This window comes from Leclercia adecarboxylata (assembly GCF_035787115.1).
Classification (GTDB): Bacteria; Pseudomonadota; Gammaproteobacteria; order Enterobacterales; family Enterobacteriaceae; genus Enterobacter; species Enterobacter adecarboxylatus_E.
On sequence record NZ_JALKTL010000001.1, the window covers coordinates 492,459 to 519,292 of the forward strand.

Sequence of the window (26,834 nt, forward strand, 5' to 3'; positions counted from 1 at the left end):
TTCTCCTTGCTGCGTCACAGTGTATATCAGCAGGAGAAAAAAGGCAGAGTTAATAAACTGTTATAGGTTTGAGGGGGATTCAGCAGGCGTGACGGCGCCTGACTGACTTACTTACGAAACTCAAACGGGACCTGACGGGCATGACGGGACGCCGCTAAGTGGTCGAGGGTGATCATGGATGATTTGCAGAAAATGCACTTCGCGCCGTGGGGATTTTTTTCAGACACGTCGAACACGGAAGTACGGAACTGCGAACCATGACAGCATGGGCAACGAAAATGGATAGTAGAACTCATGTAAATCTCCTGTACGTATAAACGTAAAAACTAATGGGCCTTAAAGGCAATAAGGGTCTGCGACAAAACTAATCAGAGCGTAAAGATAAAACCCAGGAGCGACTGTGGAGAGGCACAACGTGATGAGATTGCTTTAAGAGACTGCTTCAGATATTTTTTGGATTTCAAACCGAAAGAACATTAACGCATGGATGATGGAAGGATGCAAGCGTTTTTCACGCTAAAATTCTTTTAGAGAAAGGCTGCTGTATTCATTCAAATTTTTTGATGACCTCGGTGAAATAAAAGGCATTTCTTCTCATCGGTTAATCCGTAAAGTTACCTCTATGCCTTCTCCGAAACAGGAAAACCCGAAATGAAAAAGATCGGTTTTTTGTCATTTGGTCACTGGACGCCGTCTCCGCACTCCGGAACCCGCAGCGCCGCTGACGCGCTGCTGCAGTCCATCGATCTGGCGGTCGCCGCCGAAGAGCTGGGTGCCGATGGCGCATATTTCCGGGTGCACCATTTTGCCCGCCAGCTCGCCTCCCCCTTTCCGCTGCTGGCCGCCATTGGCGCGAAAACCAACCGGATTGAGATCGGCACGGGGGTTATCGATATGCGCTATGAAAACCCGCTATACATGGCGGAAGATGCCGGCTCAGCCGATTTGATCTCCGGTGGACGTCTGCAGCTGGGCATCAGCCGCGGTTCCCCGGAGCAGGTGATCGACGGCTGGCGCTACTTTGGCTATGTGCCCGGTGAGGGCGAAAACGAGTCGGATATGGCGCGCCGTCACACTGAGGTGCTGCTGGACGTGCTGCGCGGGGAAGGTTTTGCCAAACCTAACCCACAGCCGATGTTCCCTAACCCGCCCGGCCTGTTGCGCGTGGAGCCTCATTCCGAAGGGCTGCGGGATCGCATCTGGTGGGGCGCTGGCTCTAATGCCACCGCGGTATGGGCCGCAAAACATGGGATGAACCTGCAAAGTTCAACTCTGAAAGACGACGAAACTGGCGAGCCTTTCCATATCCAGCAGGCAAAACAGATCCGCGCCTACCGCGAAGCCTGGGCCGAAGCGGGACACAGCCGCACGCCGCGCGTTTCGGTCAGCCGCAGCATCTTTGCTCTGATGGACGATCGCGACCGCATGTACTTTGGCTCCAGCCGTAACGAAAGCGACAGCGTGGGCTATCTGGATGAGAAAACCCGCGCCATTTTCGGGCGCAGCTACGCCGCCGAGCCGGACAAGCTGATTGCTCAGCTTAAGCAGGATGAAGCCATCGCAGAAGCGGATACGCTGTTACTGACCGTGCCGAACCAACTGGGCGTGGAGTATAACGTGCATGTGATTGAGTCGATTCTGAAGCATGTTGCCCCGGCGATGGGCTGGCGAGACGCGTAATAACTGGACGTCTCGCGTAAGAGTATTACGCGAGACGTTAATTGCTGGTTTTTAAGGTCGTTTATTTATGTAAGAAGCGGTTATCTTCTCCCCTGGCTTAGAAAGTGCCTGATTTGTAGGCCCGTGTAAGTGAAGCGTCGCCGGCTGGCTACAACACGCCGTTAAATCTCACCGTTTTTTTTAAAACTGTTATACAAAAATTCCCCTTTTCTGTTTCTGACGCTCATATTTACGCTCATTTACCATAACAGTCACACCGTTTGACCCTGAGGTTGTGCATGTTTGGTTTAGATGCGTTTCATCTTGCGAGGATTCAGTTTGCCTTTACTGTCTCCTTCCACATTATTTTCCCGGCGATCACCATTGGCCTCGCCAGCTATCTGGCGGTGCTGGAGGGGTTATGGCTGAAAAGCAAAAACCCCGTCTGGCGCTCGCTGTACCATTTCTGGTTGAAGATCTTTGCCGTTAACTTTGGTATGGGCGTGGTCTCCGGGCTGGTGATGGCCTACCAGTTTGGCACCAACTGGAGCGGTTTTTCCCAGTTTGCCGGCAGCATTACCGGCCCGCTGCTGACTTATGAAGTGCTGACCGCCTTCTTCCTTGAAGCCGGTTTTCTCGGCGTGATGCTGTTTGGCTGGAACAAAGTCGGGCCTGGGCTGCATTTCTTTGCCACCTGCATGGTGGCGCTGGGTACTATTATTTCGACCTTCTGGATCCTCGCCTCCAATAGCTGGATGCAAACCCCGCAGGGCTTTGAGATCGTCAACGGCCAGGTGGTGCCGGTGGACTGGTTTGCGGTGGTATTTAACCCCTCCTTCCCCTATCGCCTGTTGCATATGTCGATTGCCGCGTTTCTCAGCAGCGCGCTGTTTGTTTCGGCCTCGGCGGCCTGGCACCTGCTGCGCGGGAATCATTCCCCGGCGATTCGCCGCATGTTCTCCATGGCGCTGTGGATGACGCTGATCGTCGCTCCCATTCAGGCCATGGTCGGGGATATGCATGGTCTTAATACCCTGAAGCATCAACCGGCCAAAATCGCCGCCATTGAAGGCCACTGGGAGAACCAGCCAGGCGAGCCAACCCCGCTACTGCTGTTTGGCTGGCCTGATATGGCGCAGGAGCACACCCGCTACGGCCTTGAGATCCCGGCACTGGGCAGCCTGATCCTGACTCACAGCCTGGATAAGCAGGTTCCGGCGCTGAAAGAATTCCCGAAAGAGGACCGCCCCAACTCCACTATCGTCTTCTGGTCGTTCCGCATTATGGCCGGGCTGGGCATGCTGATGCTGTTGCTGGGGGTCGTCGCCCTGTGGCTGCGCTACAGGCAGCGGCTCTGGCACTCCCGGCCTTTCCTGTGGTTTGCCCTGCTGATGGGGCCATCGGGACTCATTGCCATTCTTGCCGGGTGGGTGACCACCGAAGTGGGGCGTCAGCCGTGGGTGGTCTACGGGTTGCAACGGACCAAAGATGCCGTCTCCGCCCATGGCGATCTGCATATGAGCGTCAGCCTGCTGGCCTTTATTGTGGTCTACACCTCGGTGTTTGGCGTCGGCTACAGCTATATGGTGCGCCTGATTAAAAAGGGCCCGCAGGAAGAGGAAAGCTTCCCGACCGAAAACGATGGCCGTCCGGCGCGCCCGCTGTCAGCAGCGAGCACTGAGTTTACTTCTAAGGAGGCACCATAATGGGTATCGATCTCTCCCTGATCTGGTTTGTAATTATCGTCTTCGCCACCCTGATGTACATCGTGATGGATGGCTTTGATTTGGGCATTGGCATTCTGTTTCCCGCCATTCAGGACGCTGACGACCGGGACGTGATGGTCAACAGCGTCGCCCCGGTGTGGGACGGCAACGAAACCTGGCTGGTGCTGGGCGGTGCCGCGCTGTTTGGTGCCTTTCCGCTGGCCTATGCGGTGATTATTGATGCCCTGACCATTCCACTGACGCTGATGCTGATCGGCCTGATTTTCCGCGGCGTGGCGTTTGAGTTCCGCTTCAAGGCGACACCTGCGCACCGTCCCTTCTGGGATAAGGCCTTCATCGGCGGCTCGGTACTCGCCACCTTCACCCAGGGGGTGGTGGTGGGTGCAGTGATCAACGGGTTTGCAGTCAGCGGTCGCGCCTTTGCCGGCGGTCCGTTCGACTGGTTTACCCCGTTCAATCTGTTCTGCGGCCTGGGGCTGGTTGTGGCCTATGCCTTCTTAGGTGCCACCTGGCTGGTGATGAAAAGTGAAAACCCATTGCAGGGGCGGATGCGCCAGGTATCGAAACGTCTGCTGCTGTCGCTGCTGGGGATTATCGCGGTTATCAGCCTCTGGACGCCGCTTTCCCAGCCCGCCATTGCCGACCGCTGGTTCAGCCTGCCGAACCTGTTCTTCCTGCTGCCGGTTCCGGTGCTGGTGGGGGTGCTGGGCCTGTGGCAGTGGCGTAGCCTGAGTAATCCGCACAGCCACCACCTGCCGTTCGTGCTGACGCTCGGGTTAATCTTCCTCGGCTTTAGCGGGCTGGGGATCAGCATCTGGCCGCATCTCATTCCGCCGTCGATTACCTTGTGGCAGGCCGCCGCGCCTGCGCAGAGCCAGGGCTTTATGCTGGTGGGAGCGCTGTTCATTATCCCGATCATCCTTGTCTACACTTTCTGGAGCTACTACGTTTTTCGCGGCAAAGTCCAGCCTGGGGAGGGCTATCACTGATGAATCAACCTGTCTGGAAACGTCTGATGTGGATGGTGGTTATCTGGGGCGGTAGCGTCCTGGCGCTGGCGCTGGTGGGGTTTTTCTTCCGTGTGCTGATGACGGCGGCGGGGTTTAAGTCACATTAACCCTCACCCTCTCCCTGAAAGGGAGAGGGAACAGGCCGGTACGCCCCTTACCGACAAAATCTGACAAAACTTTTTCGCGCCTTTGAAGATCCTGATAATAACCCCACGCAACTATGGGCATGATGGCCACTCAACGTAACCGGGTGGTGGCAGAATGTTTACGAAAGGGTTATCGATAGTGTTACTGACCTGTGCGCTATTTTCAGGCCAACTGATGGCAGGTCATAAAGGACATGAATTTTTTTGGGTAAAGAACGTGGAGCAGCAGCTGCGCCACGAGGCGGACAGCGATGAGCTGCGGGTAACAGCGGAAGAGTCGGCAGACGGCTTGCGCGAACACCACTACTGGCAGAAGTCGCGCAAACCGGATACTCACTTTCGCTAATTAAGCGCCTTTACGCTTCGGCAGCGTTTTCAGCAGATCGTCAGGGCTGACGGAGGCCACCACGCTGCCCGGCTGAGGCATTTTGAAGATATGATTTTTCATCTTGCCGATAACGTGCATTTCACACGGACGGCAGTCAAATTTCAGGGTTAACACCTCATCGCCGTTCACCAGCTGCATCGGCGTCGCCTTCCAGCTTTTAATATTGCCTTTCGCCTGTTTCGGACACAGGTTAAAGGCGAAGCGCAGGCAGTGTTTGGTGATCATCACCGGCACGTCGCCCTTCTCTTCGTGCGCTTCATAGGCGGCGTCAATCAGCTCCACGCCGTAGCGCTGATAGAAAGCCCGCGCCTTGTGGTTGTAGACGTTCGCCAGGAACGACAGATGCGTCTCCGGATAAACCGGCGGCGGCACGGATACCGCTTTGCGGCTGCCGCGCGGGTAGTTTTCCAGACGAGCCGCGTCCAGCATTTCTGCCGTTTCACGACGGAACTGGTTCAACAGGCTGTTGGGCACAAACAGCGCCCCCGGCAGGTTGACCTGAATATCCCGGGCGTAATAGATGGTCTGGCCCAGTTTGGCGATACCGTCTTTCAGGTTGTTCAGCGCTTTTTCGGCGTTATTCGCAGCTTCAAACTGCCCGTCGAGGGTATGGGTCACGCTGGTGCCGTCTTCGCTGGTCATGGTGAGAATCAGCTGCTCTTCCCAGCCGCCCAGCTCAATATCCACCGCAACGCGACGCTCGCTGGAAGTTTTCAGCAGCGCCTGCTGCCAGTTATGATCGAGGTTGCGGTTCAGGGCCGTATGCGGACGCACTTTATGCAGGTCGGCAGGCATTTCATTTGGCCAGATGCGGTAACGATTATCGCCGGTTTTCTCTACCGTATTGGCGCGAAAGCCCACTACTTCACGTTTGATCATCACATTCAGCCCATCACCGTTTGCCAGCGGCTCGGTCACTTCCACGTCCAGATGCTCTTTTGACACCTTCAATACTTCGCCCACCGGCAAACCGATAAATTTCGGCGAATCGAAGGCGCCGATATCCCCTTTACGCGCGTTCACAAAATAATCGGTGCTACCGCGGTGGAAAGTCTTATCGGTGGAAGGGACAAAGAAGTGCTCGGTGCGCCCGGCGGAGCTGCGCGCCAGATCGCCGCGATCTTCAATGATGGCATCCAGCATCTGACGGTAATGGGCGGTGATGTTCTTCACATAGCTCATATCCTTGTAACGCCCTTCAATCTTGAAGGAGCGCACGCCCGCGTCGATCAGCGCGCCGAGGTTGGCGGTCTGATCGTTGTCTTTCATCGACAGCAGGTGTTTGTCAAAGGCCACCACGCGGCCCTGATCGTCTTTCAGCGTATACGGCAGACGACACGCCTGAGAGCAGTCGCCGCGGTTGGCGCTGCGGCCGGTCTGGGCATGGGAGATGTTGCACTGGCCGGAATAGGCTACGCACAGGGCACCGTGGATAAAGAACTCGATGGTGGCGTCGGTGGCCTGGTGAATATCACGGATTTGATTAAGATTCAGCTCGCGCGCCAGCACGATCTGAGTGAAACCGGCATCCGAGAGGAACTTCGCTTTTTCAACGCTGCGGATATCGCACTGGGTGCTGGCGTGCAGCTCAATGGGCGGGATATCCATTTCAAGGACGCCCATATCCTGAACGATCAGCGCGTCAACGCCGGTCTGATACAGATCGGTGATCAGACGCTGCGCTGGTTCCAGTTCATCATCATGAAGAATGGTGTTCAGGGTCACGAACACTTTCGCGCCAAAGCGGTGGGCGAATGGCACCAGGTCGGCGATATCGCGCAGGCTGTTGCTGGCATTATGGCGGGCGCCAAATCCAGGGCCGCCGATATAGACCGCGTCCGCACCGTGAAGAATGGCTTCACGGGCAATGGCGGCATCACGAGCCGGGCTTAATAGTTCAAGATGATGGGATGGCAGGCGCATACTTCGTCGTTATCCGTTATGGGCAAAATGGCCGCTATTGTAGTCAGAAGTATGGGCCAGTGAAACAGTTTTGCGTGCCTTTACCGGGGATAATAGATGAGAGAATGAAAGTGCACCGTCTGGCCGCTGCTGTTGCGGTAGGCGTGGGGTTTATCCCCGGCAAAACGCAGGCCGGTATCGGGTGCCAGCGTCTGCCACACGCCGTCGATCTGCATCTCCAGCTCTCCGCTGATGACCACCACGTGCTCAATCACCCCGGCTTCGTGCGGGGTGGATTCGCTGAGGGCGCCCGGCGCGAGGGTAATGGAAAAATGGTCATATTTCAGCGTCTCATCCCAGGGAAAAAGTGGTTTTACCACCATCGCCTGCTGTTGAGGGTCAAATACCGGTGGGTTTTCCGCCTGCGGTGTGATGAAAGCAGAGAACGGCACGTTCAGCCCGGTGGCGATTTTCCACAGCGTCGAGACGGTCGGGCTGGATTCGTTTCGTTCCACCTGGCCGAGCATCGCCTTCGACACTCCGGTCTCCTCCGCCAGCTTTGACAGACTCCAGCCGCGCGCCTGGCGCAGCGTTTTCAGTGTAATTGCAAGATGTTGCGTGATGTCCATAGCCCCTCCTGTTGCCGCGAGTGTAGCACTTGTATGCTATAACGCACAGTGCTACATTCACGGCTGTTATAACGCACAACGGAGCTCCCATGCGCGCATACTCCCTCACCTTTCCCACCGTCTTATCCGGTTTCGTTGCCGTGCTGGTGGGCTATGCCAGCTCTGCCGCTATCATCTGGCAGGCCGCCGCAGCGGCAGGCGCGACGGCCCCGCAGATTGCAGGCTGGATGACGGCGCTGGGCCTGGGCATGGGGATCAGCACGCTGGGGCTGTCGTGGTGGTACAAGGCACCGGTCCTCACCGCCTGGTCGACGCCGGGCGCGGCCCTGCTGGCAACCAGCCTGCAGGGGGTGAGCCTGTCAGAGACCATCGGCATCTTTATCTTTGCCAATGCCCTGATCGTCATCTGCGGCGTCAGCGGCCTGTTTGCCCGGCTGATGAAGATAATTCCCCACTCGCTGGCGGCGGCCATGCTTGCGGGCGTGCTGCTGCGCTTTGGTTTGCAGGCCTTCAGCAACCTGGAGGGGCATCTGCTGCTGTGTGGCAGTATGCTGTTGGCCTGGCTGCTGACTAAAGCCTTCGCCCCGCGCTACGCCATTGTCGTCACGCTGCTGGTGGGCGGCGCCGTGGCGGCGCTGAAAGGTGACGTTGTAACGGACAAGCTCACTTTAGCGGTGGTGATGCCGGAATTTGTCGCCCCCACCTTTAACCTGACCACCCTTATCAGTATCGGTTTGCCCTTCTTTCTGGTGACGATGGCGTCACAGAATGCCCCCGGCTTTGCCACGATGAAGGCCTCCGGCTATCCGGTGGCCGTCTCACCGCTGATCGTAGTTACTGGCGGGCTGGCGCTACTGCTGTCGCCGTTTGGCGTGTACTCCATCTGCATTGCGGCGATCACCGCTGCCATCTGTCAGAGCCCGGATGCGCACCCGGACGCCAGCAAACGCTGGCTGGCTGCTGCTGCTGCGGGCGTGTTTTATCTGCTGGCGGGGATTTTTGGCGGCTCGATAAGCGGGCTGATGGCGGCATTGCCGTTAAGCTGGATCCAGACGCTGGCAGGGCTGGCGCTGCTGGGCACCATTAGCGGCAGCCTGCATCAGGCATTGCACAACGAAGCCGAACGCGATGCCGCCATAGTAACGTTTCTGCTCACTGCCAGCGGCGCGACGCTGGCAGGGATTGGCTCAGCATTCTGGGGGCTGGTGGCAGGCGGCGTCTGCTACGCTGTGCTGTTACGCACTCGCCGCCCGTAGCTGAGACGGCGTCAGGCCGTTAGCGGCGCGAAAACGGTTACTGAAATGGCTGGCGGAGCTGAACCCGCAGGCCAGCGCAATCTCGGTAAGCGGTTGTCGGGTGAATCGCACCAGGGTTTTGGCCTTCTCCATCCGCCGCTGCATTACGTACTGGTGCGGTGCCATCTGCATCGACTGGCGGAACATGCGGGCAAAGTGAAACTCGCTCAGGCTCGCCTGCGCCGCCAGATCTGCCAGCGTCAGCGGCTGGGACAAGTTCTCTTCGATATACCCCAGCACATTACGCAGCACAAACGGCGACAGACCGCCCGTGACCGTCGGCAACGCCCACTGCACGTTGCTGTAGTGCTGCACCAGATGGGTCAGCAGCAAGGTTGAGGCGGTGCTCAGCGTGAGCTGATTGGCAGACTGCTGCCAGTCGCAGCCGAGGATAAAGTGGCGATAGAGCGCGGTGATGCTCGCATCATCGCCAAACAGATTTTCGTTCAGGGTAAAGCTGTACGGGCTTTTGTCCCACACCTGCTCCCCCACGTTCCGCAGGTGATCGTCGGTACAATAAAGATGCACAAACGACAGATCGTCGCGAATATCCCAGCTGGACTCGCTCTCCTTTGGCATCAGGCAGAAGCGATCCGGCCCGCCGCCGTTTTTCCAGCCCGCCGTGGTTTTGTGATAGCTCTCGTAGCCGTCCGCGATATACAGGCTCAGCGTGTGGTGATCGCAATATTGCGTAATGGTGTCTCGTTTATTTGACCAGGCCGCCAGCTGGATCCCTGAATTCAGCGCCACGGCATTATGTAATACCGCTTTATGTTTGCGCAGATTTTCAAAGGCACCGTAGGTCTCAGCCATAATCACTCACACAGGTGTTAATAAGATTTAACAAGTCTAAAAAGTTCTGCCCTTCAGTGCCAGCCCTGTTCGTCGCGCGTCAGGAAAAAAGCGCAAGAATATGCAAGTCCGCCGCAAGTGCGTGAAAGATGGCGGGCTTTTCTGCCGCCATACTGAGCGCAGACTTCGCTGAAATGAGAACTAAGATGAACGCATTATTGTACGCTCTGGTCGTGATTATCTGGGGAACCACCTGGATTGCCATCTATTTACAACAGGGGCCGGTGCCTGCGCCGGTTTCTATTTTCTGGCGCTTTGCCGTCGCCACCGCCACCATTATGGCGGTGCTGCTGATCCTGCGCCGCCTGCGCCCACTCGCATTGCGCGATCACCTGTTTTGCGGTCTGCAAGGATGTTGCGTTTTTTGCTTTAACTTCTGGTGCTTTTATACCGCGGCAGCGTATATCAATACCGGGCTGGAGTCGGTTATTTTCTCGATGGCGGTGCTGTATAACGCCCTGAACAGCTTCCTCTTCTTTGGTCAGCGCCCGCCTGCGCGCTTTTATCTGGCGGCGGCGCTGGGTCTGCTCGGCATTATTACGCTGTTCTGGAACGATCTGTTAGCCAGCGGCTGGAGCGCCGGTCTGCTGTTCGGCATTGCGCTGTCGGCGCTGGGCACCTACGGTTTTTCGCTTGGCAATATGATTAGCCTTCGCCACCAGCGCAAGGGACTGGAGACCATGACCACTAACGCCTGGGCGATGCTGTACGGCACCCTGGTGATGGGGGCAATTGCGCTGTTTCGCGGCGACGACTTTACGCCGGTCTGGTCAGTGAGCTACATGGGCGCCCTGCTCTATCTGGCGCTCTTTGGCTCGGTGATTGCCTTTGGGGCTTACTTCACGCTGGTAGGAAGAATTGGCGCGGGCAAGGCGGCTTACAGCACCCTGCTGTTCCCGCTGGTCGCCCTCTCGTTTTCAACGGCATACGAGGGTTATGTCTGGCACAGCAACGGAATTGCAGGGCTATTGCTGATCTTAACGGGGAATCTGGTTATGTTTGCCCGCCCGGAGAGCTGGTTCAGACGGTTGAGAACGGCGTAGCAAAACCGGCCTGCACACAGCAGGCCGGTTTTTTATTATTGGGTTTTATGGACGTCAAACATGGTCGCATCGGTCGCCATGTCGTCCACTACCTGTTTCAGGGTCGCGAAGGTCATTGGCGTGCTTTCGTTGCTCAGCTCTTTACCTTCCCCTTTACGCACCACTTTGATGACCGGTTTGTTGGTCTGGGAATCGATCAGCTCGCCTTCAAAGTAGAGGTGGGTATCCATGGTACGGTGGCCGGTAGCCATCTGCGTGCCCGCTACGACCAGCGCAACAGGGACCACTTCATAGAATTGCAGGCCTTCCTTCTGCGAGCTGACGCCCGTGATAGCGCCACGGAAAATCAGGCTGTGCTTACCTGGAGACGCAACAACGGGTTTGCGTTGGCCGATAGCGGTTTTCATTTTGGTGTTGGTGTAAGCCAACAGTTCATCCAGAGTGCGTTTACCGATTTGGGTGGTCGGTCTTGGCTCTGGATAGTAGGTGATATCGTTCCAGATAATGCTGTCATATTTCGATTCGTCATAAGACGGATCAACCCAGCGCAGCGTCGGTTTACCGGAAGCAGAAGTAGTTGCTTTCAGCCCAGAGTAGTCTTTTAAAAAGCCGGAATATTGATCGGGCTCAGCCACTTTTGATGCACAGCCAGCAAGCAGCAACAGGCCGGAGAGCGCGGCAACTTTAAATAAAGTATTAGTACGCATAATGGGTGTATCCCTGTTAAGTGCAAATATGCAATTGAAGTTATAGCAAAAGTTGAATGAAAAAGAAGTGACAAAAAATGAGGAAAACAGCACAAATTGAAAAAAGAGTGCCCGTAACAATAACGGGCAGCAATAAATGATTATTTTACATCCACTTGCCAGAATAAATGCTTGCCGAAAGGATCAATTTCGTAGCCTGTGACTTCTTTGCGTACCGGCTCAAAAATAGTTGAGTGCGCAATCATTACCGCAGGCATTTGATCGTGCATCATTTGCTGCGCCTGTTGATATAACGCCACTCGTTTATTGTGATCGGTAATAGATTTCGCCTCGGCAATAATTTTATCGAATGGCGGATAACACCATTTAGCAGAATTGGAACCACCGTTGGCCGAGGTGCAGGTAAAGAGCGGACCAAAGAAATTATCCGGATCGCCCGTGGCTGTCGTCCAGCCCATCAGCGCCGCCTGATGCTCGCCGCCTTTCACGCGCTTGAGGTATTCCCCCCACTCGTAGGTGACGACTTTGGTCTGCACGCCGATTTTCGCCCAGTCGGACTGGATCATCTCGGCCATCCGTTTGGCATTCGGATTATACGGACGCTGCACCGGCATGGCCCACAGGTCGATGGTCATTCCGTTGGCGAACCCGGCCTCTTTTAGCAGGGCTTTGGCTTTTTCCGGATCGTAGTCATAGTCTTTCAGCTCGCTGTCCGCACTCCATACCCCCGGAGGCAGCAGGTTTTTGGCTGCCGTTCCGGTGCCCTGGAATACCGCCTCAACGATCGCCGGCTTATTAATTGCCATCGCCAGCGCCTGGCGCACTTTGACATTATCCAGCGGCGGCTTCTGGGTGTTAAACGACAGGAAGCCGGTATTGAGCCCCGGCTTGCTCATCAGAACGAGATCTTTATTCGCTTTCATCCGCGGCAGATCGGCGGGGTTCGGGAAAGGCATCACCTGACACTCGTTTTTCTCAAGCTTGGCGAAGCGCACCGAGGCATCCGGCACGATGGTAAACACCAGACGATCCAGCTTTGCTTTGCCCTGCCAGTACTCCGGGAAGGCCGTATACAGGATGCGCGAGTCTTTCTGGTATTTCGCCAGCTTAAACGGCCCGGTGCCTACAGGCTCCATATCCACCTTCTCCGGGGTCCCGGCCTTCAGCATCGCGTCCGCGTATTCAGCGGAGAGGATCGAGGCAAAGTACCAGGCTAAGTCGGCGACAAACGGCGCCTCCGGGTGCGCCAGAGTGAAGCGCACCGTGTGGTCGTCCACTTTATCAATGGCGGTGATCAGCTTGCCAAACTCCAGGCTCTCGAAGTTGGAGTAGTTGCCGTTAGAGACGTTGTGATACGGATGGTTCGGGTCTTTCTGCCGCATAAACGAGAAGATGACATCATCGGCGTTAAAGTCTCGTGTCGGTGTGAACAGCTTGTTGCTCTGGAACTTCACCCCTTTGCGCAGATGGAAGGTGTAGACCTTGCCGTCCTCGCTCACCTCCCAGCTCTCGGCCAGGCTTGGCACCAGTTCGGTAGTGCCCGGGGTAAAATCCACCAGCCGGTTATACACCGGCACGGCGCTGGCATCCACGCTGGTGCCCGAGGTATAGAGTTGCGGGTTAAAGTTTTCCGGCGATCCTTCGGAACAATAGACCAGCGTTTTAGCGGCAACGGTGGAACTGACCGTCAGCGCGGCGACGGTTAGCGCCAGTTTTGTGAGGTTGCTTTTCATCGCGTTTTCCTGTCTTTTAATTTGACGGCTAATGAATTTTTGTCGTGCCAAACCATAAATATCATTAAAGTGATTTTGCAAACACCTGATAACTCAAATAAAGAAGGATCCACCATGGCTTCTGCGCTCGCCAGTCAATTAACCCAACGCTTCTTTCGCTATCTGGCCGTGACCAGCCAGAGCGATCCGCAGGCAAAAACCTTGCCCTCCACGCCCGGCCAGCACGAGATGGCGAAGATGCTGGCCGCGGAGCTGCAAACCCTGGGTCTGTCTGACATTGTGATCGACGAATTTGCCACCGTCACCGCGGTGAAAAAGGGCAACGTCACCGGCGCGCCGCGGATCGGTTTTATCACCCATATTGATACCGTCGACGTGGGATTGTCACCGGACATTCATCCGCAAATCCTCACCTTTACAGGCGATGATCTCTGCCTCAATGCTGAAAAACAGATCTGGCTGAAGGTCAGCGAGCATCCGGAAATTCTGGCCTATCCCAACGAAGAGATCATTTTCAGCGACGGCACCAGCGTGCTGGGCGCTGACAACAAATCGGCGGTAACCGTGGTGATGACGGTGCTGGAAAACCTCACCGCCGAACATCGGCATGGCGATATCGTAGTGGCCTTTGTGCCGGACGAAGAGATCGGCCTGTGCGGGGCCAAAGCGCTGGATCTGAAGCGTTTTGACGTCGATTTCGCCTGGACCATCGACTGCTGCGAGCTGGGGGAAATTGTGTATGAGAACTTCAACGCGGCGGCGGCGGAAATTCGCTTTACCGGCGTGACGGCGCACCCGATGTCTGCCAAAGGGGTGCTGGTGAACCCCCTGCTGATGGCGACCGATTACATCAGCCACTTCGATCGTCAGCAAACCCCGGAACATACCGAGGGGCGTGAAGGCTATATCTGGTTTAACGGCATTCAGGCCGGGCAAAACGAGGCGCTGCTGAAGGCCAGTATTCGTGATTTCGATCGTGACAGCTTCGCCGCCCGCAAAGCGCAGATCGGCGAAGTGGCAGAGAAAATTGCAGCACAGCACCCCACCGCGAAGGTGAGCTGGCACATCGAAGATACCTACAGCAACATCAGCAATGCGGTGGGTGAAGATCGTCGGGCAATCGACCTGATGTTCGAGGCGATGGAAAGTTTAGGCATTACCCCAAAGCCGACCCCGATGCGCGGCGGCACCGACGGCGCGGCGCTCTCAGCCAAGGGACTGTTAACCCCGAACTTCTTCACCGGCGCCCATAACTTCCACTCGAAGTTTGAGTTTTTACCGCTGAAGTCGTTCGAGGCCTCGTACAATACGGCGCTACAGCTTTGTTTGCTGGCGGCGCGTTAAGCCGGTTTGCGCGCCAGCAGCGTCGCAAAACGCAGCTTGATACGGTTCCCCTGGGCGTCGGTGCGGTGTAGCTCACCGACGTTCTCGTTGTATTTTAACTGCTCCCAGCCCGCGTAGTAGCCGCTCAGCTCCCCGGTTTTAAACGCAAACGGGAAGCCGACGTTGCACGGATAATCTTCGGTATCCATCGCCGCGACAATCAGGTTATATCCGCCTGGTCTGGTGCAGCGCTGCATGTTATCGATCAGGCCCGGAATGGTCTCTGCCTGCAGGAACATCAGCACCACGGTGGAGAGGATAAAATCGTATTCGCCCTCAAAGCGCAGGCTGTTGAGATCCTTAATCGCCGTCTGCAGGTTAGCCATCCCCTCTTTCGCCCTGATGCTTTCGATTGTCTCGATGCTCATTGGATTTTTATCCCAGGCGGTGACGTCAAAGCCGTTCGCTGCGAGGTAGAGACTGTTCCGTCCGTTGCCGCAGCCGAGATCCAGCGTTTTACCCGGCTTCACAATCCCTGCACTGAATACCACTTCTGAGTGGGTGCGGGTCAGGCCATATTTTTCGGTAAAGTAGTTCTCATCAAATACAGTCATTCTTTTTCCTCAGCTTGCATAAGCGTTGCTTTATCTGCACGGATCAACAGTTTTCCCTGCATCAGCAGGATAAATGTACGCACCAGTAATAGCGCAATAATGGCATTGGTAAAAATAAACAGCGGGATGGCGATGGCATGGAAAAAACCGGACGGGCTGCTCTGCCCCAGATGTAAACCGGTGGTGGCCAGCGCCGATACGCCGAACGAAAAGCTCCAGAACGACGCATTAAACGGCTGCGACAGATACCAGGGCATTAGCCGCAGGGTAAACAATAATTGCAGCAGGCCGTAGCCAAACAGCATTTTGGCGAAGGTGTCGGCCTCGCCGCCGTTGACGCTGAGCCATGCGCTACAGGCCACCAGTGCGGGAGCCAGCTGGATCCCAAGTGAGGTACGTAATGCTGGCGGTAGCTCTCCCGCGCTACGCAACCGCTGCAGGATTACCGGCTCCAGGCTCAGCCAGGAGAAGACTCCCGCGCCCAGGAAAACCAGCCCGGCATCATGAAAGCCGAGCGCGCCGCAGGCCATGGCGCTGATAAAGTTGTTTGCCACCGTCGGCAGGTAGAGTCCCGGGGTGGTAGCTTCCTCCGGATGCTTGCCGCGCCACAACCCGGCGGACTGCCACGCCGCATAGCTCAGCTGCACCACCACCCCAAGGGTAAACAGCACCAGCGCCAGCGGGCGGTACCAGGGCACAAAGCCAATCGCCACCAGCATGGTGGTGGCCGGAAACAGGCTGACGAAACTGCTCATCACCGGATGGCGCATCTCCGCCAGCAGGCTACCGGGAAAGCGCACCGCGCGGGTGATAAACGCCAGGGTCAACAGCAGCCAGATCGCCAGCGCCAGCGACACCAGGATCTCGCCCGGCCAGCGCGCCACTGGCCAGATCGTGCTGGCGTAGCGCCACGCAAAGCCCATACCAATAATCCCCAGCACCATACCGTAGTAGCCCGCAGGCAAATTCAGAACGCGTTCAGTGGGTTGAGACTTGTACATTTATTTTAAGCTATAAATTATATTTGAAATGCTAGTTTAAGGAGTTTCATTTGCAGATGCCACTCTTTCGATCATCCTAAAGTTTGCTACGTTTAGTGAAGAGGACAACTGCGGACACAGTGATGAATAAATATCGACTCAGCGAGGAGAGCCGTCTGCACCACTGGCAGGACGGCGAGACGAAAATTGCGGTGAACGTGCGCCAGATTATCGCCGTGCGTGATTTCAGTGATGTGAAAAACGGCACCCGGGGTGGCTGGGTTGATGATGAATCGGCGCTGTCGCAAGAGTACGACTGCTGGATCTACGATGAAAACAGCGTGGTGTTCGCCGGGGCACAGGTCAGCGGCAACGCGCGCGTCACCCGGCCATGCGTTATCAGCCATCAGGCGACGGTCAGCGATAACGTCTGGGTTGACGGGGCGCAAATCAGTCACGGCGCGCGGATAAGTGACAACGTCACGGTGCAGTCGTCAGTGGTGCGCGGGGAATGCCATCTTTTCGACAACGCCCGGGTGCTGCACAACAGCATGGTAATCGCCGCCAAAGGCCTGACCCCGGATAAGGAGCAGATCCTGCGCATCTTCGGTGAGGCCACGGTCAGTCAGTCGCGGGTTGTACACCAGGCGCAGATCTACGGCAACGCCATCGTCAGCTACGCCTTTATCGAGCATCGCGCCGAAGTGTTTGAAAACGCGCTGGTTGAAGGCAACGAGGTGAATAACGTCTGGGTATGCGACTGCGCCAAAGTGTACGGCAACGCGCGCCTGCTCGCCGGGCTGGAGGAGGATGCCATCCCTACCCTGCGCTACAGTTCGCAGGTGGCGGAAAATGCCCTGGTTGAGGGTAACTGCGTGATCAAACACCATGTGCTGATCGGCGGCGACGCCTGGCTGCGCGGCGGGCCTATCCTGATTGACGACAAGGTGGTAATCCAGGGCCGGGCGCGCATTCGCGGCGAAGTGCTGATTGAGCATCATATTGAAATCACCGATGACGCGGTGATTGACGCGGCTGACGGGGAGATGATTCATCTGCGCGGCGAGAAGGTGATTAACGGCGCGCAGTACATCACGCGCACGCCGCTGCTCGGGTCGTTATGAGGTACAGATCCTGCCGTAGATGTTCTGGTCATCGTAGCGCCCGTTGAGGAACTCCGCCTCTTTCAGACACCCTTCCAGCACAAAGCCGTTGCGCAGCGCCACCTGATTACTGGCGGCGTTGTCGACACGGCACTTGATCACAAACCGGCGGATCTCGCCGCGACCGGCATAGTGGCGGATAAACGCCTCCAGCGCTACGGACAAAATCCCCTGCCCCTGATGATCCTCATCCAGCCAGTAACCGATATAGCCGGTTTTATTCAGCGGCTCGATGGCGTTAAACGACAACACGCCCACCAGCGCGTTATCGTCAAAGATCAGGAACATTTTGGCGTAACCGCGCTGATGCAGCATCTGGTTACTCTGGATGTTTTGACGGCTGTCCTCTTCCGATCCCACATACTGCGGCCAGTTAAGGTAGTCCTGCAGATACGCCCGATTTTTGACCACCAGAGTGTGCAGCTCTGCGGCATAACGCTCGTCGGCGGCGCGCAGTTCAATGCGCGCGTTGACGGGGATGATCTCTTCGTTGGCTGTGGTCATTGTGATTCCTCGGCAATGCCGGGCGGCGCATGCGCCGCCCGGCCTACGGGGTGGGTTGGCTTATCGCATTACGCGATCGTCAACATACTGGCGTTTATCCGGTGCCGGTGGGAAATAGTGATAGAGCCAGGTCTCACTGATCGCGTCACCCTGACAGCGCAGGAACATGCGGATATCTACCGTATCGGTCGAATCGCTGGTCGGATACCAGTCAAACTGAATACGATAGCCGTCGAACGGCTCGACGTACAAAATCTCAATCTGTTTCGCTTCACCGCTGGAGAGGGTGATCACCGGTTCGATCCCTTTCGGGGCGGCCGCTTTCAGATCGCCGCCCACAAAGTCGACCGCAAAGCGGCGCGCCCACACGTTTGGATAGTGCTCGCCTGGCGCCCAGCCTTCCGGGAAACCGCCCATGCCGGTACGGGTAGCCAGCACGTTTGCCAGCGGGGAGCGCACCGGGGGTTTAGCGCTCCAGTAGAGGCGGTACTGGAAGTCCAGCTTGTCGCCCGCCTTCACCGGTTTTTCTGGCTGCCAGAAGCAGACCACGTTATCCAGGGTTTCACCGGTAGTCGGGATCTCCATCAGGCTGACGGTGCCTTTTCCCCACTGGTTACGCGGCTCAACCCACAGGCTTGGGCGCTTGTTGTACCAGCCCATGATGTCCTGATAGTGCGAGAAGTCGCGGTCAAGCTGCAGCAGACCAAAACCTTTCGGGTTTTTGTCGGTATAGGCGTTGAACTGCAGCTTTTGCGGGTTATTCAGCGGACGGCAGATCCACTCGCCGTTGCCGCGCCACATCGCCAGACGATCGGAGTCGTGGATCTGGGGATGGATGGTGTCACACACGCGGCGCTCGTTGTTGCCGCAGGCGAACATACTGGTCATCGGCGCGATACCCAGCTGCTGAATATCTTTGCGGGCATAGAGATGGTTTTCGACATCCATGATCACCTGGGTCTTCTCGCAGTGGATCACAAACTTATAGGCGCCGGTGATGCTCGGGCTGTCGAGCAGGGTATAGACCGTGAAGGTGGTCGCGCCCGGTTTGACGGTTTCAAACCAGAACGAAGTAAAGTCAGGGAACTCTTCCTGGGTATCGGCATAGGTGTTCAGCGCCAGGCCACGGGCGGAAAGCCCGTACTGGTATGTGTCGTCCACCGCGCGGAAGTAGCTGGCGCCGAGGAACGAGACGATGTCGCGCCGCGCCAGCTCCGGCGATTTAAAGGCGCGGAAGCCGGCAAAACCTAAATCGCTCTGCCCTTCCAGCTGCTTCGTATCTACGCCCGCGTCGTGGTAGTTAAACAGCTCCGGGCGGAAGTGGATCTCACGCGCCTGGGAGGTCTGGCTATCGAGCGAGAACATGCGCACCCGGCGGCGGAAGCCCATCCCGACGTGGAAGAACTGCACGTCAAGCTGGCGGTTTTCGATGTTGTTCCACAGCGACTGTTTTGCATCGTACTGAATGCTGTTATAGGCCTGCGGTGTCAGCGTCGCCAGGGTATCCGGCAGCGGACGCGGCGCACCGCCCCACGGTGTTTGCGCCAGGTCGTGCGCCATGGATTGCAGCACGGAAAAGTCGAAACGGCGGCTTGTACCGTCCGCAATATCCGATTCAGCCGCGCTGGCCGCCCGGGAGAAGAGCGCGGCGAGTCCGGAAGTCCCGCTCACTGCGGCTACGGCCAGAGATCCTTTTAAAAAACGTCTGCGATTCATGCCTGGAAAAACGTCCTTATGGTCGTGGGGTGGTGGGTTTCGCTTACGGCGAAACGACGGCAAGAAAGAACATCATTAAAAGGGCACAGCCTAAACAAAAACGGTTAAGAATCCAATTAGGGGCGAGCCAGAATATGAACAAAGCGTGAAAGATTTTTCTGTCGAGGGGAATTGCCTGAAACGCGGGTAAAGTTTTGTTTAAAAAAGCCCCTGCCGGACATCGTCGTCAGGGGCTAAACGGGCAGATTGTTGTTATTTCACGCTGACATCAATGCCCGGGAAATACTTCTGCGCGAGCTTGTCGATGGTGCCGTCAGCGCGCACTTTATCAATGGCAGCATCAAGCTGCTTTTTGGTGGCCTCATCACCTTTACGCAGGCCATAGCCGATCCCGCTGCCGAGGATGGTGTCATCGGAGACCGGCTTGCCGATAAAGCCAAAGCCTTTACCCTGCGGCTTGCTCAGGAAGCCAGCCTGCCCGGCGGCGGACATCACCAGCGAGGCGTCGATACGGCCATTCAGCAGATCGCCCCAGGCCATATTCTGATCTTTATACGACACCACGGTGACGCCCTGTTTTTCCCAGTGCTCTTTGGCGTAGGTTTCCTGAATAGAGCCCTGCAACACGCCAACGGTCTTGCCCTTCAGCCCTTCCGGCGTGGCGTCTACCGCACTGCCAGTTTTACCCACCAGCTGGGACGGAATGCGGTAGATCGGCTGGGTAAAGTCGATGCTCTGACGACGCTGATCGGTGATGTTCATCGCCGAGTTAATGGCATCGAACTTCTTCGCCACCAGTCCCGGGATCAGCGCGTCAAACGAGGTTTCAACCCAGCTGCACTTCAACGCTGCCGCCGCGCAAATCGCGTTGCCAAGCTCGATATCAAACCCCTCCAGCTCACCCGAGGCATTACGGCTCTCAAATGGCGGATACTCTGCTTCTACGCCGTAACGTAATTCGGTTGCGGCAAAAGAGGAAAACGAACACAGCAACCCCAGGCCGACAACGAAGGCTTTTAATTTCATAACTGAACTCCTTAGCGTGGTTTTACCCGACACAGGGCCTGCGCACCTGCCCGTAATGTCGCCTCATCTTTTGCAAAAGAGAGACGGATTAATTTGTTATCTGTCCCGTCGGTATAAAACGCCGAGAGCGGGATTGTGGCAACACCGTAGTCAACAATCAGCCGTTTCACCATCTCGCTGTCGCCTTCGTCGCTGAAATGGCTGTAATCCGCCAGCAGGAAGAATGAACCCGCGCTCGGCAGCAGACGGAAGGGTGAATCTGCCAGCAGGTTGACCAGCAGATCGCGTTTACGCTGGTAGAACGGCGCCAGCGACAGCCAGGTTTGCGGATCGGCCATATGTTCAGCAAACGCGTACTGCATAGGGGTATCGGCAGAGAACATCAAAAACTGATGGATTTTGCAGATCTCATCCATCAGCTGCGCCGGGGCCACACAGTAGCCGACGCGCCAGCCGGTAACGTGATAGGTTTTGCCAAACGACGACACAATCACGCTGCGCTCCGCCAACTGCGGATGGGTGGCCATCCCGTAATGCGGCACGTCGTCAAACACCACGTGCTCGTACACTTCGTCGGAGAGAATAATGATATCGGTATTGCGGGTAATCGCCGCAAGCTGCGTCAGATCCTCCGCCGTAAAGACCTGCCCGCTCGGGTTATGCGGCGTGTTGACGATAATCATCCGCGTGCGCGAGGTAATGGCGGCGCGCACTTCATCCCAGTTCACGGCAAAATCCGGCACCGTCAGCTTAATGGCCACCGGTGTGGCGCCCTGCAGACGCACAATCGGCGCATAGCTGTCGAACGAGGGTTCAAAGTAGATAACTTCGTCGCCCGGGTGCACCAGCCCGCTTATGGCCGAGTAGAGCCCTTCGCTGGCGCTGGCGGTCACTAACACTTCGCTGGCGGGATCGTACTGTGTGCCGTACAGCGAGGCGATTTTATCGGCGATGCGCGCTTTCAACGGTGCCAGCCCGGTCATGGACGCGTACTGGTTGTGGCCTGACTGCATGGCGCGGTGCACGCCCGCCACCAGCGCGGGGTCGCAGTCGAAGTTCGGCGCGCCCTGAGAAAGGTTGATGGCATTGTGCTCAGCGGAAAGCTGACCGATAACGGTAAAAATCGTGGTGCCAACGTCCGGCAGTTTGGAACGGGTCTGTATCGGAGTACGCAGCGTCATCATAAAACCCTCTGGTAAATATTGCATAACTATTCAACCTGAACGTTCTTGTCGCCACAACCGAATTGTTGTCATAATAGCCATGACAAAAACGCATACCTGGAGGTTCTGTGTCGCATCGCGCATTTCCGCTTACCGCCGTTGAGGCGTTTATTGTTACCGCCCGGCATCTGAATCTGACCCATGCGGCCAAAGAGCTGTGCCTGACTCAGGGGGCGGTAAGCCGCAAGATTGCCGCTCTTGAAGGCTGGTTTGGTTTCCCCCTGTTTGAGCGCCACGCCCGCGGGCTGCGCCTCTCCTCCCAGGGGAGCGCCCTGCTGCCGGATCTGCGCGCCTCCTATGAACACTTCCTCACGGTGGCGGATCAGGCCCGGGCGCAGCAAACCGTGGTGCGCCTGAAAGTGCCCACCTGCGCGATGCGCTGGCTGGTACCGCGCCTGTTACAGGTGGAGCGCGACCAGCCTGAACTGCAGATTGCCCTGACCACCACCAACGAGCACAGCGTCAATTTCAAAACTGAATCCTATGACGCGGCCATCGTGTTTGGCACCCACCTGAGCGCGGGCGATCTCCTGTTCGAAGAGGCTTTAACCCCGGTTATCAGCCCGCAGCGCCAGGGCGCCGCGATGGAGTCGCTGACCTTTCTGCACCCGACACGGGATAAAACCGACTGGTCGCTGTGGCTGGAAAAACAGGCCGCCCAGCCGCCTGTCATGCACAAAAATCAACACTTCGATACCATGGACCTGGCGATCACCGCCGCCATCCAGGGGCTGGGCGTCGCCATTGCCGACGAAACGCTGGTGGCGGAAGATATCCGCGCCGGGCGGCTGGTGCGGCCTTATGCCAGCAGCGTCAGGACCGGGGCCAGCTACCGGCTGGTGTTGCGCGAATCGCGCGGCAAAGCGGCGGGCCTGGCCGCCTTTCGTGCCTGCCTGCTTAATCCAGGCTGACGTGGTGCTTCATTACCCGTTTAAACAGCGCCAGCCGGGCTCGCATAAATCGATTTTCAAGCTTAAAACCCGCATGTTTATTCAGTCCAATGCGTAACAGAACGTCCCGCCCGTGGTGGCAGGCAGGCCAGCGCGTCGGGCCGTTCAGCGTGTCGCACTGCCGGCTGGCGTGGCGGGCGAAGTTAACCCAGTAATCGGCAACCTGGGCGGAAAACGCCAGGTCATTTGCGTTCACATAGCGCCGGGCGGGTTCAGCGAGGGTGAGCGTATCAAACACGTAGGGCACCTCGTTGCCATGCCAGGCGCCGTTGGCATAGGTGGCGTGCTCGGCTTCGGCCACGTAGTCGAACCAGTAGCGCCAGCACGGCTGCCCCACACGCCGCTGGGCCTGCATCACCACAAATCCCAGGGTGGTAAAAGCCATGTCGCGGCACACCTGACGCCCTAATTCTGTATCGTTCTTCACGCCCGGATAGAGCAGTTTGATCAACCCCAGCCCCAGCCGCCGCTCCCGGCGCAGCTTCTGGATCTGTCCGGCGAGATCGATGCCAAACACCGCCATAACGCTGGCCTCATCGCTGTTCGAGCCGACCATGATCGGCACCGGATGATGGCGGGCGGCAAAAAAGACCTCCAGCATCGGCTCCGGTAGCACGCAATCCCCGACGATGGGCGCAGGCGCCACGTTCAACGGGGCGGTCAGCGGCCAGAATGCCCCGGCCGGGATCGCCCGCAGTTGCTCCGCAGTGGCATCCTGCAAACCAAAGTGGGTCGCCAGCGCCTCTCCTTTGCTGAGCGCCTGCTCCCGGGGCGTATCCGGCAGGGTATAGCCGCTCTGGATGATCGCCTTATGAAACAGACCCTTTGCCAGCGGCGAGGCCAGTAGCGACAGTACGCTGCGCGCCCCGGCCGATTCACCGAACAGGGTGACGTTCCCGGGATCGCCGCCAAACGCAGCGATGTTATCGCGCACCCATTCAAGCGCGGCTATCTGATCGAGCAGGGCAAAGTTATGCACCACCCGCTCCTCTTCCCCCGCCAGCGCCGGGTGGGCAAAAAAGCCCAGATGACCCAGCCGGTAGTTAAGCGTCACTATCACCGCTCCGCGCTGCGCCAGGGCTTTGCCGTCATAAGGTGGCAGTCCGCCTGCACCGATGGTAAAACCCCCGCCATGCAGCCAGACCATCACCGGCAGCGGCGCGGCACGTTTCACCGGCGACCAGACGTTCAGGTAGAGACAATCTTCCGAAAAGCGCCCCGGATCGCCCCCACCCAGCTGCTGGCAGTACTCACTGCTCTGCCAGCTCGAGGGCGAAAACGCGGTGGCCTGGCGCACGCCATGCCAGCCCGCTACCGGCTGCGGCGAACGCCAGCGTAATGCGCCCACCGGCGGCGCGGCATAGGGAATGGCGCGCCAGACCTGCACATCGCCATCGGTTATGCCGCAGATCTCGCCCTGGCACGTGGTCACTATCGGGGAAGAGACGTTTTCCATATTGATCTGCAATTGATGTCACATCCCCGCAGAGTACCGTTTTCAGAGCAAACCGCAACGTCGCTTACTGCGCTCTTCCGCCTCCCGATAGAGGGCGAACTCGTCCAGTACCGGACACCCCAGCGCCTCTTCAAAAGCATCCCGGCTGGCGTTGCCGCGGGTGCGGGCCTGTGTTTCGTTGCCGAGGTTCGACTGGAAGATCCCAGCGGCGCTCACCGGCAGGAAGTCTTCATAGGTGATGGGCTGGGCAACTACCCACCCGCGCTCAATCAGCGGCTGGGGATCGTCGCCGGGGCCAAAGGCCTGGCGGTGCGCTTCTCCGGCCGGGGTGAGGCGGTAACGGAACCACGCCAGCCCCTGACGGCGCAGAAAGATGTCGCTGTCGGGAAACGCCTGGAAAATCTCCTGCAGATGCAGCTGATGGGTCAGGTTGTCCTTGCCGGTACCGGCCTCCGCCAGCAGGCGATCGTACAGCTCGCGCCCTTTTGGCGTTAAGGCCACACCGCGCTGCTCAATCTCACCGAAGCGCGCGGTATGAGTGCCCCGCTGTTCCCCTGCAAATAACACCGGTTCCTCCAGCGCCTTAAAGCTGGTCTGGCGCAGCAGAAGCGGCATCTCCCGGCGCGGCGGCCCCTCAATCAACATCTTCGGTTCAATGCCATATTCCGGCATCAGGGCCTGCACCCGGTCGATATCCAGCGTGCGCGGCGTCAGGTGGTTGATGTGGCAGCCGGGGAAGCAGACCACGTCGGCAATCAGCCGGTGTTCGTTATGTAACGCCTGGTAGGTTTCGTGATCGACCGTGGCGTGGCGATGCCAGCGGAAGGTCTCCAGCGCTTCCTGGACAAACTCTTCGGCCTGCGCCGGGGTAAAGGCCCCTTCCGCCTCGTGCAGGGCAATCAGATCCAGGCAGCGAGGGGTGAAGATGTTGCGCCCTGCGAGGATCGCTGCCGCTTTCTCTCGCAGGGCAAGGTTATCGATCAGATCCAGGCGCAGCAGCGAGGTAAAGATACGAAACGGATTGCGGCACAACGCGGCGTCATCGACCGGTCGAAACGCGGTCGAGTGCACCGGCACCCCGGCCTGGGAGAGATCGTAATAGCTGACCGGGAACATCCCCATAATGGCGAACATGCGCCGCAGGGTGGCCAGCTCAAGAGGGGTGCCGACACGGATCGCCCCGTGGCGTTCAAGGTTGAGGCGGGCGAGTTCATCCGCGTTGGCCAGTTGTTCATGCAGCTTCGGGTTATTTTCCAGTACCGCCAGATTCACATCCGCTACCAGTTCCAGCAAGGTTCCGTACTGCGGAACTTCCTGCTGGTACATCGCCGACATAGCCTGCGAAAAGTTTTCCCGAATATCATCAGCCGTGATGGTGTTCGCCATGATGTCATGCCTCCAGTGAATATTACCTGGAGTGTAGAGAAGGCCGTTGACACCGTCCGGAAGAATTTACGATTTGTGATCCAGATGTAGAGGCGCGCATTTCCTGACGGGCGGCGACGTTAACCGATTCAGGCATCTGCAGACTATTTTCTGCCCCTGTCAAAAAACTGCTTGTTACTCAATTAGATTGAATGTTAATAATATTTTGCTAGCAGGTTATCAAAATTAAACAACTTTACTTGTCACTTCTCTGCGTCTGTTTTTAACATCGCCTATGGAAAAAAATGGTTTGTTTAGTCAGCGCATTCGTCTGCGCCATCTGCATACATTTGTGGCCGTCGCTCAACAGGGAACGCTGGGGCGTGCGGCTGAAACCCTTAATCTGAGTCAGCCTGCACTCTCAAAAACGCTGAACGAGCTGGAGCAGCTCACCGGCACGCGACTGTTCGAGCGTGGGCGACTGGGCGCACAGCTGACGCTGGTGGGCGAGCAGTTCCTGACGCACGCCGTCAAAGTCCTCGATGCCCTGAATACCGCGGGCCAGTCCCTCACCCGGCGCAACGATGTGGCGGGGGATGTGGTGCGCATTGGCGCCCTGCCGACCGCGGCGCTGGGCATTCTGCCTGCGGTCATCGGCCAGTTCCACAAGCAGCAGCGCAACATCACGCTGCAGGTGGCAACGATGAATAACACCATGCTGCTGGCGGGCCTCAAGTCCGGCGAGCTGGATCTGGGGATCGGCAGAATGTCGGACCCGGAGTTAATGAGCGGTCTGAACTATGAGCTGCTGTTCCTGGAATCCCTGAAGCTGGTGGTACGTCCCCGCCACCCGATCCTGCACGATACCGTGACCCTCAGCCGGGTGATGGAGTGGCCGGTGGTGGTGTCGCCGAAAGGCACCGTGCCGCGACAGAATGCGGAAACCTTACTGCAGACCCAGGGCTGCAAACTACCGCCGGGCTGTATCGAAACGCTGTCGGCCTCGCTGTCGCGCCAGCTGACGGTGGATTTTGACTATGTCTGGTTTGTCCCCTCCGGGGCGGTGAAAGAGGATCTGCGCCAGGGCACGCTGGTAGCGTTACCGGTGACCACGCCCGGTCCCGGCGAACCCATTGGGGTTCTAACCCGCGTTGATGCCCCCCTCTCTTCCGCCACCCAGACGCTACTGAGCGCAATACGTAAATCCATGCCGGTGTGATCACACTTCTCTCCAGCCCGTCTTGATGACGGGCTTTTTGTTTCCATTACTCAAATAATGCGAAATCATTCATTAACAATTGCACTAAACAATTTAACAGATTTATCATACCCGCCGATTTCACCAAATGGTTCATTCCAATAACGCAGCGGTGATTTCTTTGGCGCTACATTGGCGTCATGCACGACTTTTCAATCAAGGATC

The 26,834-nt window shown here is 57.4% G+C and carries 25 protein-coding genes; 11 read left to right on the forward strand and 14 right to left on the reverse strand.

The features are described 5' to 3' along the window. Positions 1-107: 107 nt before the first annotated feature. Entirely contained in the window at positions 108-296 is a 189-nt protein-coding gene (locus MXM41_RS02325) for a cold-shock protein (RefSeq protein WP_325929667.1), read from the reverse strand. A 355-nt stretch (positions 297-651) separates the two neighbouring features. Here MXM41_RS02325 and MXM41_RS02330 point away from each other — a divergent pair, with 355 nt between their 5' ends. The 5 genes from MXM41_RS02330 to MXM41_RS02350 all read left to right on the forward strand — a co-directional run bounded on the left by MXM41_RS02330 (position 652) and on the right by MXM41_RS02350 (position 4,888). Then, positions 652-1,680 carry an LLM class flavin-dependent oxidoreductase gene (locus tag MXM41_RS02330; RefSeq protein WP_325929668.1) on the forward strand — a complete coding sequence of 343 codons (1,029 nt, stop codon included), beginning with the start codon at positions 652-654 and terminating at the stop codon, positions 1,678-1,680. Between the two features lie 278 nt (positions 1,681-1,958). After that, positions 1,959-3,365, forward strand: a complete 1,407-nt coding sequence (locus MXM41_RS02335; protein WP_325929669.1) for a cytochrome ubiquinol oxidase subunit I — start codon at positions 1,959-1,961, stop codon at positions 3,363-3,365. Beyond that, positions 3,365-4,375 carry a cytochrome d ubiquinol oxidase subunit II gene (gene cydB / locus MXM41_RS02340; RefSeq protein ID WP_325929670.1) on the forward strand — a complete coding sequence of 337 codons (1,011 nt, stop codon included), beginning with the start codon at positions 3,365-3,367 and terminating at the stop codon, positions 4,373-4,375. Before MXM41_RS02335 ends, cydB begins: the two co-directional genes overlap by 1 nt. Continuing rightward, complete coding sequence (locus MXM41_RS02345) at positions 4,375-4,503, forward strand: DUF2474 domain-containing protein (protein ID WP_325929672.1); 129 nt, start codon at positions 4,375-4,377, stop codon at positions 4,501-4,503. The genes cydB and MXM41_RS02345 overlap by 1 nt, the downstream gene beginning before the upstream one ends. A 154-nt stretch (positions 4,504-4,657) precedes the next feature. Next, entirely contained in the window at positions 4,658-4,888 is a 231-nt protein-coding gene (locus MXM41_RS02350; protein WP_325929673.1) for a DUF2554 family protein, read from the forward strand. Here MXM41_RS02350 and MXM41_RS02355 read toward each other — a convergent pair whose 3' ends face one another. Further along, positions 4,889-6,853 carry a U32 family peptidase gene (locus tag MXM41_RS02355; RefSeq protein ID WP_325929675.1) on the reverse strand — a complete coding sequence of 655 codons (1,965 nt, stop codon included), beginning with the start codon at positions 6,851-6,853 and terminating at the stop codon, positions 4,889-4,891. It lies immediately after the preceding gene. Positions 6,854-6,933: 80 nt separating this feature from the next. After that, entirely contained in the window at positions 6,934-7,461 is a 528-nt protein-coding gene (locus tag MXM41_RS02360; protein ID WP_325929677.1) for an XRE family transcriptional regulator, read from the reverse strand. Between the two features lie 68 nt (positions 7,462-7,529). On the opposite strand from MXM41_RS02360, the gene MXM41_RS02365 reads away from it, so the two are divergent. Beyond that, positions 7,530-8,717 carry a benzoate/H(+) symporter BenE family transporter gene (locus MXM41_RS02365; protein WP_325930821.1) on the forward strand — a complete coding sequence of 396 codons (1,188 nt, stop codon included), beginning with the start codon at positions 7,530-7,532 and terminating at the stop codon, positions 8,715-8,717. Here MXM41_RS02365 and MXM41_RS02370 read toward each other — a convergent pair. Next, positions 8,697-9,569 carry an AraC family transcriptional regulator gene (locus MXM41_RS02370; RefSeq protein ID WP_325929678.1) on the reverse strand — a complete coding sequence of 291 codons (873 nt, stop codon included), beginning with the start codon at positions 9,567-9,569 and terminating at the stop codon, positions 8,697-8,699. The two genes, MXM41_RS02365 and MXM41_RS02370, sit on opposite strands and share 21 nt — an antisense overlap. 185 nt (positions 9,570-9,754) lie before the next feature. Between MXM41_RS02370 and MXM41_RS02375 the strand changes: the two genes are divergently transcribed. After that, positions 9,755-10,651 (forward strand): DMT family transporter, encoded by an 897-nt coding sequence (locus MXM41_RS02375; RefSeq protein WP_325929679.1) that lies wholly within the window; start codon positions 9,755-9,757, stop codon positions 10,649-10,651. Positions 10,652-10,686: 35 nt separating this feature from the next. Here the strand turns inward: MXM41_RS02375 and MXM41_RS02380 are convergent, their stop codons facing one another. Beyond that, entirely contained in the window at positions 10,687-11,358 is a 672-nt protein-coding gene (locus MXM41_RS02380; protein ID WP_325929680.1) for a DUF3313 domain-containing protein, read from the reverse strand. A 140-nt stretch (positions 11,359-11,498) separates the two neighbouring features. After that, positions 11,499-13,091, reverse strand: coding sequence for an ABC transporter substrate-binding protein (locus MXM41_RS02385; RefSeq protein WP_325929681.1), 1,593 nt, complete (start codon positions 13,089-13,091; stop codon positions 11,499-11,501). Between the two features lie 114 nt (positions 13,092-13,205). Here MXM41_RS02385 and pepT point away from each other — a divergent pair, with 114 nt between their 5' ends. Further along, a complete protein-coding gene (gene pepT / locus MXM41_RS02390; RefSeq protein ID WP_325929682.1) occupies positions 13,206-14,435 on the forward strand; it encodes a peptidase T in 1,230 nt (409 codons plus the stop codon). Here pepT and tehB read toward each other — a convergent pair. After that, positions 14,432-15,028 (reverse strand): tellurite resistance methyltransferase TehB, encoded by a 597-nt coding sequence (gene tehB / locus MXM41_RS02395; RefSeq protein WP_325929683.1) that lies wholly within the window; start codon positions 15,026-15,028, stop codon positions 14,432-14,434. The two genes, pepT and tehB, sit on opposite strands and share 4 nt — an antisense overlap. Beyond that, a complete protein-coding gene (tehA, locus tag MXM41_RS02400) occupies positions 15,025-16,029 on the reverse strand; it encodes a dicarboxylate transporter/tellurite-resistance protein TehA (protein WP_325929684.1) in 1,005 nt (334 codons plus the stop codon). Before tehA ends, tehB begins: the two co-directional genes overlap by 4 nt. 122 nt (positions 16,030-16,151) lie before the next feature. On the opposite strand from tehA, the gene ydcK reads away from it, so the two are divergent. Further along, complete coding sequence (gene ydcK, locus MXM41_RS02405; protein WP_325929686.1) at positions 16,152-17,132, forward strand: YdcK family protein; 981 nt, start codon at positions 16,152-16,154, stop codon at positions 17,130-17,132. Here the strand turns inward: ydcK and rimL are convergent. From rimL to MXM41_RS02425, 4 genes are all read right to left on the reverse strand, one after another. After that, the gene (gene rimL, locus MXM41_RS02410; RefSeq protein ID WP_325929687.1) at positions 17,127-17,675 is read right to left on the reverse strand and encodes a 50S ribosomal protein L7/L12-serine acetyltransferase; all 549 of its coding nucleotides are present in this window, start codon (positions 17,673-17,675) and stop codon (positions 17,127-17,129) included. The two genes, ydcK and rimL, sit on opposite strands and share 6 nt — an antisense overlap. Positions 17,676-17,735: 60 nt before the next feature. Next, positions 17,736-19,391 carry a glucan biosynthesis protein gene (locus MXM41_RS02415; protein ID WP_325929688.1) on the reverse strand — a complete coding sequence of 552 codons (1,656 nt, stop codon included), beginning with the start codon at positions 19,389-19,391 and terminating at the stop codon, positions 17,736-17,738. Between the two features lie 252 nt (positions 19,392-19,643). Further along, positions 19,644-20,417, reverse strand: a complete 774-nt coding sequence (locus MXM41_RS02420) for an ABC transporter substrate-binding protein (RefSeq protein WP_325929689.1) — start codon at positions 20,415-20,417, stop codon at positions 19,644-19,646. An 11-nt stretch (positions 20,418-20,428) separates the two neighbouring features. After that, a complete protein-coding gene (locus tag MXM41_RS02425; RefSeq protein WP_325930822.1) occupies positions 20,429-21,598 on the reverse strand; it encodes a pyridoxal phosphate-dependent aminotransferase in 1,170 nt (389 codons plus the stop codon). A 110-nt stretch (positions 21,599-21,708) separates the two neighbouring features. Between MXM41_RS02425 and MXM41_RS02430 the strand changes: the two genes are divergently transcribed. Further along, the gene (locus MXM41_RS02430; protein ID WP_325929690.1) at positions 21,709-22,551 is read left to right on the forward strand and encodes a LysR substrate-binding domain-containing protein; all 843 of its coding nucleotides are present in this window, start codon (positions 21,709-21,711) and stop codon (positions 22,549-22,551) included. On the opposite strand, the gene MXM41_RS02435 is transcribed toward MXM41_RS02430, so the two are convergent. Together MXM41_RS02435 and MXM41_RS02440 are read right to left on the reverse strand one after the other, a co-directional pair. Further along, positions 22,538-24,046 (reverse strand): carboxylesterase/lipase family protein, encoded by a 1,509-nt coding sequence (locus MXM41_RS02435; protein ID WP_325930823.1) that lies wholly within the window; start codon positions 24,044-24,046, stop codon positions 22,538-22,540. The two genes, MXM41_RS02430 and MXM41_RS02435, sit on opposite strands and share 14 nt — an antisense overlap. A 42-nt stretch (positions 24,047-24,088) precedes the next feature. Then, positions 24,089-25,432 carry a VOC family protein gene (locus tag MXM41_RS02440; protein WP_325929691.1) on the reverse strand — a complete coding sequence of 448 codons (1,344 nt, stop codon included), beginning with the start codon at positions 25,430-25,432 and terminating at the stop codon, positions 24,089-24,091. A 274-nt stretch (positions 25,433-25,706) separates the two neighbouring features. On the opposite strand from MXM41_RS02440, the gene MXM41_RS02445 reads away from it, so the two are divergent. After that, the gene (locus MXM41_RS02445) at positions 25,707-26,630 is read left to right on the forward strand and encodes a LysR substrate-binding domain-containing protein (protein ID WP_325929692.1); all 924 of its coding nucleotides are present in this window, start codon (positions 25,707-25,709) and stop codon (positions 26,628-26,630) included. The last annotated feature ends 204 nt before the right edge of the window (positions 26,631-26,834 follow it).